At 31.7% G+C, this 7,563-nt stretch carries 6 protein-coding genes and 1 pseudogene; 1 reads left to right on the top strand and 6 read right to left on the bottom strand.

Annotated elements, in window-relative coordinates; translation table 11 throughout:
- The 4 genes and pseudogenes from AST99_RS09570 to AST99_RS09555 all read right to left on the bottom strand — a co-directional run.
- Positions 1-422, bottom strand: a pseudogene (locus tag AST99_RS09570) (hypothetical protein); the annotation flags it as partial.
- A 5-nt stretch (positions 423-427) separates the two neighbouring features.
- Entirely contained in the window at positions 428-2,116 is a 1,689-nt protein-coding gene (locus AST99_RS09565; RefSeq protein WP_057781615.1) for a DUF6909 family protein, read from the bottom strand.
- 27 nt (positions 2,117-2,143) lie between these two features.
- A complete protein-coding gene (locus AST99_RS09560) occupies positions 2,144-3,646 on the bottom strand; it encodes a GH3 auxin-responsive promoter family protein (protein WP_057781614.1) in 1,503 nt (500 codons plus the stop codon).
- On the bottom strand, positions 3,643-4,515 hold the full coding sequence (locus AST99_RS09555) for a M23 family metallopeptidase (protein ID WP_057781613.1): 873 nt from the start codon (positions 4,513-4,515) through the stop codon (positions 3,643-3,645). Before AST99_RS09555 ends, AST99_RS09560 begins: the two co-directional genes overlap by 4 nt.
- A 118-nt stretch (positions 4,516-4,633) precedes the next feature.
- Between AST99_RS09555 and tatA the strand changes: the two genes are divergently transcribed.
- Positions 4,634-4,822 carry a twin-arginine translocase TatA/TatE family subunit gene (gene tatA / locus AST99_RS09550; protein WP_057781612.1) on the top strand — a complete coding sequence of 63 codons (189 nt, stop codon included), beginning with the start codon at positions 4,634-4,636 and terminating at the stop codon, positions 4,820-4,822.
- Positions 4,823-4,893: 71 nt separating this feature from the next.
- Here tatA and AST99_RS09545 read toward each other — a convergent pair whose 3' ends face one another.
- Together AST99_RS09545 and AST99_RS09540 are read right to left on the bottom strand one after the other, a co-directional pair.
- Positions 4,894-5,874: a DUF4837 family protein gene (locus tag AST99_RS09545; RefSeq protein WP_057781611.1), complete on the bottom strand. Its 981-nt coding sequence runs from the start codon at positions 5,872-5,874 to the stop codon at positions 4,894-4,896.
- 23 nt (positions 5,875-5,897) lie between these two features.
- Positions 5,898-7,544, bottom strand: coding sequence for a LysM peptidoglycan-binding domain-containing protein (locus AST99_RS09540; RefSeq protein WP_057781610.1), 1,647 nt, complete (start codon positions 7,542-7,544; stop codon positions 5,898-5,900).
- Between the last annotated feature and the right edge of the window lie 19 nt (positions 7,545-7,563).

Below are 7,563 nucleotides of genomic sequence, written 5' to 3'. Positions count from 1 at the left end.
ACTATACTTTGTGCCGTTAGAGTATCTATTTGAAAGATGTTTGCAAAATCTTTAAAATTATTATTATCTAAAAGTGAATTATAATAATTTACATTATTAACTAACTGAAATTTAGAATCGTAATAGGGTTTAACTAACATATTAGACGTAAAGACAGCCGGTTTATTTTTATCTATAAAATAGCCTATTAATGCAAAAATTATCATAACTAAAGCAATTATCTTAGCATAGATAACAATAGGTTTTAAAAAATAAATGATTCCTTTAAACAGGTAAACAAATATGCTCCCTATAAATTTAAATAATTTAGAAAACCCTTTTCCTAAATAATTAAACAACACGATTAAGTCTACTTCATCAGTCGAATTTTGCTGCTTGTGAGGAACGTTAGAATTTGAATTTTCTGGTAAATTTGTATTCATTTAAATTAATTAAATATTTGTTGTAGTATGGTTCTTGTAATTAAATAAGTAGGTTTTACTCCTGTAGTTCCTAAACCTCCTGAAGCAAGTGTACTCCCTGTTTCTAAAGGATTATCACTCGCATAATATGCATAACGCACTTTGACATCTGTACCAATATTACCTCTTACTTTAGATGCCGATTGGATTGCTTTTTGATAATGCGCACCTTCCATTTCTAAACCGATAACATTCCAAGATGAATTGTAAAAGAATTTTAAAATATCTTTATTTTGAAGCGAAGTTCCTAAAACGGTAATCATAGTCCCTTCAAAGACATCTATACCTTGACCTTCTAAATCTTCTTTATTTAATTCGTTTTTAAACGGATAATTATCTGCTGTTCCTTCAAAAATATGAGCAGAAGGAATCATAATATCTCCTTTTCCGCCTTCAAGTATACCTGCTTTACCCATTATAGATAAAGACTCTACATCTAAATGAACTTTTTTACCTTCAATTTTATAAGGTTTTAAAAGTTCGTCTATAGTTTCATAAGCTTGTTCTCCAAACGCATAATCCATAACTAAGATTACTGGTTTTTCTTCTTTTAATAGCGTTTCATTAGAATCTATATCTATTTTAGAGAAATCTATTTTAGCTGTATCAAAAATCTGTACATCGATATTTGTTCCTGAAGAATCTTCAATAAAGATCATACCGTTTTGTAAAGCTTCTTTTTTCACTTTATTACGTAAACTACCATTATCCTTATGACTTATAGCTTCGTAAACTTCAAAAATATCTTTTTTAGATACTAGAGCTTTTAAAGCATTAGGTGCAAAAAGCGTGTTCATTACACTATGCATATTCGCACTAATAACATGTATAGGGCGTTTTAATAAATTGTGCTTATAAAGTGCGTGTTTTATATTATTAGCCCAAACCTCGCCATGAATATGGTGTCCTAAACGCTCGCGTAACATCGGACTAAAGGTTACCGTTCTTTTATCGTTATTTATAACTTCTTCTATCGCTAATTTTCCTAACCAATATACAATGTGCAATAAACGTTCTGGACGACTTGGAGTAGAAAACTGATCGTAAATTTCAGTGATTTCATTAAATGTTCGTCCTAGAATATTGGCTGTATATGTAATAGCTGTTTCGCGATCTGGTTGAGACAACTCTTCGTTTTCTAGAACCACTTTTTCAAGCTTAATCCAATCTCTAGTTGTCTTTCCTTCATCATCAATTAAAACACGTTTACTTATCTTATGAGATTCTATAAATAGAAATGTAAGATGTGTAAGTATATCGTAAATTTCAGATCTTCCACGAGTGATTTCAATATTCATCTGATCGTCATCAATACGATAACAATTACGACGCCTTTTTGGAGGAATAATGGGTTTAAAGTGAGATTCGGCATAACCTTCATCACTTGTTAAATTGATATAACGACATTCTTCTATTCCAATAGGCAATCTATCAATTATATATAAAAGCCCTTCTAATTCTGCTTTTTCATCGCCAACAGAACCATAAATTTCTGGTCTTAAAAGTAACAGAGCCTCTCTAAGTGTTTCTCCAGAGATTCCCATTGGCTTATAAAATCCCCGATTGAATAAATGACGCATTGTAATATACATACGTTCTATAGCTCCTGAGCTCTCTTGGGCTCTAGTTCTTTCATGATGTTTTTTGTTACCCATAAAAATGTTTTGCGTGTAAATATAACACTATTTAGTTACTTTCAAGGCATATAGCTTATCTGCTATTTTTCTATCGTTAGCCAGTCTTGGAATTTTATTTTGGCCACCCAATTTGCCTATAGATTTCATGTAATCTTGAAATCCGTCTTTTTTAATTGAAGTGATTTTTAATGGCTGAAGTACTTTTCCAACTATTAAATCGTAGTAATAACTATTTTGTTTTTGAAGAGATTTATCTAATTTAGAAATTAACTCTTGAAGATTATCTGGTCCATTTTCAAACTCTACAAACCATTCGTGATACGGCAATCCCGATTCAGGATTAATTTGTGGAGCAACGGTAAATTCTGAAATACGAATATCTGTTTGTGCTGTAGCTTCTTTCATTGCTTGCTCAACTTCTTTACCAATTACATGTTCTCCAAAAGCAGAAATAAAATGTTTTATACGGCCTGTAACAATAACACGATATGGTTTTAAAGATGTAAACGCGACAGTGTCTCCAATATTGTATGCCCATAACCCAGCAGTAGTAGAAATAATCATAACATAATTTACGTTCAACTCTACATCTTTAATTGTGATACGTTTTGGAGCGTCTTCAAAAAATTCATCGGCTTTAATAAACTCATAAAAAATACCAGAGTTTAATTGAAGTAACATCCCTTGTTCGTTTTGCTTATCTTGATAGGCAAAAAAACCTTCACTTGCAGGATACAATTCTATACTATCTACTTTTCTCCCTATTAATTGTTCAAATTTTGCGCGATATGGTTCGTAATTTACACCTCCAAAAATAAAAAGGTTAAAATTCTTAAATACATCGCCTACGCTTTTACCTGTTTTATCCTGAATTTTTTCAAAATACATTTGCACCCATGATGGAATTCCAGAAATAATAGTCATATTTTCTGGTAATGTCTCTTCTACAACTGCATCTACTTTTGTTTCCCAATCTTCAATGCAATTAGTTTCCCAACTAGGTAATCTGTTTTTTTGAAGATATTTTGGAACAAAATGCGCAACTATTCCAGATAAGCGACCAAGGTTTATACCGTTTTTCTTTTCTAAGATTGGACTTCCTTGAAGAAAAATCATTTTACCATCAACAAAACTAGAGTTACCCGTTTCGTTTATATATAATAAAATAGCATTTCTAGCCGCCTCAATATGCGTGGGCATACTTTCTTTAGTAATCGGGATATATTTAGCACCAGAAGTAGTTCCAGAAGTTTTAGCAAAATACAGAGGTTTACCTTTCCAAAGAATATTTTCTTCGCCATCAACTACTTTTAAAACATAAGGTTTTAACTCTTCATAATCACGTACAGGAACCTGATTTACAAAATCTTCAAAAGTATGTATATTTTTAAAATTATGATCTTGTCCGAACAAAGTCGATTCCGCTTCAGAAATTAAATGTTTAAAGACTTTATCTTGAGTCTTTATTGGATTGTTAGCCCATTTCTGGACAGAGTTATGTATGTATTTAGCAAAAGGTTTTGCTAAGAGTGCTTTAATAGACATCATGGTTTAAAATCGATAAAGTTAATTGGATTAATAGGATAACCATCGCTCCACAATTCAAAATGTAAATGAGGACCTGTTGTAAACTCTCCAGAATTTCCAGCCGTTGCAATAACTTCTCCTGCTTTAACCAAATCACCCTGATCTTTTGTTAAGGATGCATTGTGCTTATATACAGAAATTAATCCGTAGCTATGTTCTACAATAATAACATAACCGGTTTGTGTGGTCCATTCTGCAAAGATTACACGACCATCTGCAGTGGCTTTTATTGGCGAATTTTTAGCAACAATAATATCTACCGCAAAATGTTTATCGTTCGCATTATAAGGTTCACTTATCTCTCCGCTAGCAGGCGGGAATAGAACAAAATTTACTTCAGAGGTTGCCGAATCGAATAAATTATACTTATCCTCTTTATCTACTTTTTCTCTTAAAATAGAATCTGCTCGTGTTGGGCTTAAATCGACCTGACTAGCTTCAAACTTAGTGGCTGCAATAATAGAATCTTTATTGATATTAGTGGTGCTAATATCGCCTTCTAAAACTTGTTTAATTGAAGCATAAAATTGTTCATTTTCATGTAACACTTGTTGCAACGAATCTACTTTATAATGTAAATCTGTAGCAGATTTCTTTAAAGCGGAAGAGGAATATCCCGGTATATATTCGCGTAAAGGTGTAAATGCAATAAAAATAGTAGTTCCTGCTATTAGAAAAATAGTAGATAATGAAAGTACTACAAATACATTTAAACGTGTAAGTTTAAATGATAGACGCTCTTCAAAAGTGTCTTCATTTAAAATAACAAGGCGGTACTTATGAAGTAACTTCTTTGTTATTTTTTTCTTTTTAGTTTTCTTTTGCCCCATCTTGAAAACAAAATTAAATAAATTTATTTCATGAAACCTTTATGTTTTCCTAAAGTTATTACTAAAACATCAATATTAAACTTTAATTATTACCTTTGTTTTTTAAACAGGAAATAATATGATCTCTTTAGGAACTTTTTTAGTTATTGGTGCACCACAAATTATCTTAATCGTGGTTATTGTTTTATTGCTTTTTGGAGGTAAAAAAATACCGGAACTTATGCGTGGACTAGGAAGCGGTATTAAAGAATTTAAAGATGCTTCTAAAGAAGAAGAAGACGGATTCAAAAAAGATAAGAAAGAATAGTTTTATATTTAAGCATACAAAAAAAGCCAACATTTAAATGTTGGCTTTTTTTGTATGCAGTTTTTAATTGTCTATTCTATTTTTACAGATTTTAAAATGGCTTCTAATTCGAACACATAATCACGTTTTCCTACAGATGGCGCAAAGGTAAATCCTTCTACAACCAACAATCTGTTATTGGCCTTATCTTCAATCATATAATTAATAAATGGCCCAGACATAAAAGCATTTTTAACATCCCAAATACCTTTAGTTTCAATAGCTGGTTTATCATCTATAGTCTTCTCAAACAAATAAGGCGCGTATGCTTTTTCTGTAATCATAAACGATCCCTCTGTTGGTCCAGGAATATGAACTTTACCTATAGAATCTCTTATATTAATAATCTGGTTTACTAAACTATCGTTATGTTTTAATCTGTTTAATGGTAATTCGTACAACATTATGTTTTGTGTTCCTGTTGTAATATCTTTTCTTAACCAGAAAAAATTATTTTCCTTTTTTGCAATTCTATAAGCAGAAGGTAATTCCATTTTAATCCCTAAAGCCTCTTCTATAGTATCTATTTTAAGAAGCGATAATTTTATTCGGCGTTGCTTTTCTTTTGTTTCTTGACTATTAAAAGCTTCGGTGATTTTTGCTGCATTATCTTGTAATAGTTGTACAACTTCAGCTTCTGTTTTACCAGAAACAATCACTACTTTTTGAGGTATGGCATATACATTTTTTGCAAACTTTACAGCAGACTCATAATTAGCTCCTATTTCAATTTTTAAAATTGTTCTGTTTTTAGTTACAAAACCACTAAAAACTTGAGGTGGAATCTGACTTAAATTAAATAATGGTTCTTCTTGCGGTAAACCATCTACAGGAGCTGCCATAGTGCTTCTAATAGCTTCTCCTACTTTACCTTGCCACATGTCGTTATTTACAACAACAGAGACATTGTTAAGATTTCCAGAAGATTCAGATAAAAGTTGCTGTTTTTTTCCTTCTTTACAGCTTGTAAGCACCAACAAAAATGTTGATATAAAAAATAAAGTTTTATACATAATGTTCCATTTTAACAGAATGATTAGCCTTTATACATTTTTAAAGTCATTCCTGGTTTTAAACTTGTACCGCTAATATCGTTCCATTCTTTAATATTTTCTACAGAAATTCCAGAATGTTTTTGAGCGATACTCCATAAGGAGTCTCCTTTCTTAACAATATACGTGTTTGCGCCGGCTACTTGCGGTGTAGATGTTTTAGGTTTTGTTGTAACTTTAGTTGCTGTTGCCGTAGAGTTTCTAGGGTAAATTGTTAACCGTTGCCCGATACTTAAATTATTACTTCTAAGACCGTTCCATTGTTTTATCTGACTAACTCGCACATTAAATTTTCTAGCAATTCGTCCTAAATAATCTCCAGATCTAACTGTATATCTTGTTTTAGTTTCAGATTCTATTAACTGAGGTAATGGTTTTTCTCGCTTATCAAACTCGGCTTTCGCAAATGCGTAAATTAATTCTTCGTTAGCCACAAACGGTCCAATAGCTTCAACTGGTAAACGTAAGGTGTAAGTTTCTTTTTTAATAAACGGAATAATATCCAACTTATACGTTGGATTTAAAAACTGAAGTTCTTCAATCTTAACACCTGTAACTTCAGAAACCTGATCTAGAGTTATCATTTGTTTCACGTGAAGCGTATCGGTTTCCATGTATGCTATCTCAGGTTTTGCTCTAGAAAACCCTAATTCTTCTGCATTTTCAAAAATATACATCGTAGCTAAAAAAGCGGGCAAATACCCAGCTGTTTCACGTGGTAGATAGTTTCTAATATTCCAATAATTTTCATAACCACCAGAACGTCGAATGGCTTTAGTAACATTTCCAGGACCTGAATTATAAGCTGCTAAGGCCAAATCCCAATCGCCAAACATACTATATAATTTAGATAAATATTTTGCAGCTGCTTCTGTAGATTTTAACGGATCGCTACGCTCGTCTACATAACTACTTACATCTAATCCGTAATATTTGCCTGTAGCGTACATAAATTGCCATAAACCTGTTGCTCCTACTCTAGATTTTGCTCTAGGTTTTAAAGCAGATTCTACAATAGATAAATATTTAATTTCTAAAGGCAGGTCGTAATTATCTAATTCACGCTCGAACATCGGAAAATAATACTCACTTAAAACCATTAATTTTTGAAGAGAATTACGTCTGCGTTTTAAATACGATTTAATTACACTTTCTAAAGCAGGATTGTAAGCGACATTAAAAGGCGTTTTAGCATCGAGTTCTAATAATCGTTTTTTAAGGGTATCTGTATTCAATTCTGGATAATCTACTTCTTCAAAAGTAAGATCTGTTACAGATTGGTAAATAGAATCGTAAAGGGAATTGTTATACAACTCGTCCAACCATAGTTGGTCTACTTTAGCAGAATATGCGTGATCTTTTAAATTCTTAATGTTTAAAGAATCTGTAATTTTAAGATCTTGCTTATAATAGGTTTTACCGTTTATAATGGTATCTACAACATACTTCTGTCCGGAAACTAACATGTCTTCTGTTAGTCGTTCTGCTGCTATTTGCTGTGTTTTGTTTTTATTCTCGCTTACAACTAAGGAGTCTGGATTTACTTTAACTGTCTGTAAATCTTGCGCATAAAAACATGTTATTTGTAGAAATGCAAAATAAAAAAAATACGAATTTAGTCGTTGCTTCATTAATAAAACCTTTAGTTGG

The sequence above is a fragment of the Formosa algae genome, from assembly GCF_001439665.1.
In the GTDB taxonomy this organism is placed as follows: Bacteria; Bacteroidota; Bacteroidia; order Flavobacteriales; family Flavobacteriaceae; genus Formosa; species Formosa algae.
The sequence above is the reverse complement of the archived record's forward strand: the minus strand, read 5'-3'. Positions and strand labels throughout refer to the sequence as shown.

What these genes read in the sequence shown, in the direction of transcription:
- AST99_RS09565 (WP_057781615.1), bottom strand. Translation starts at nt 2,116, where the DNA reads ATGGGTAACAAAAAACATCATGAAAGAACTAGAGCCCAAGAGAGCTCA.
- AST99_RS09540 (WP_057781610.1), bottom strand. Translation starts at nt 7,544, where the DNA reads ATGAAGCAACGACTAAATTCGTATTTTTTTTATTTTGCATTTCTACAA.
- AST99_RS09555 (WP_057781613.1), bottom strand. Translation starts at nt 4,515, where the DNA reads ATGGGGCAAAAGAAAACTAAAAAGAAAAAAATAACAAAGAAGTTACTT.
- tatA (WP_057781612.1), top strand. Translation starts at nt 4,634, where the DNA reads ATGATCTCTTTAGGAACTTTTTTAGTTATTGGTGCACCACAAATTATC.
- AST99_RS09545 (WP_057781611.1), bottom strand. Translation starts at nt 5,874, where the DNA reads ATGTATAAAACTTTATTTTTTATATCAACATTTTTGTTGGTGCTTACA.
- AST99_RS09560 (WP_057781614.1), bottom strand. Translation starts at nt 3,646, where the DNA reads ATGATGTCTATTAAAGCACTCTTAGCAAAACCTTTTGCTAAATACATA.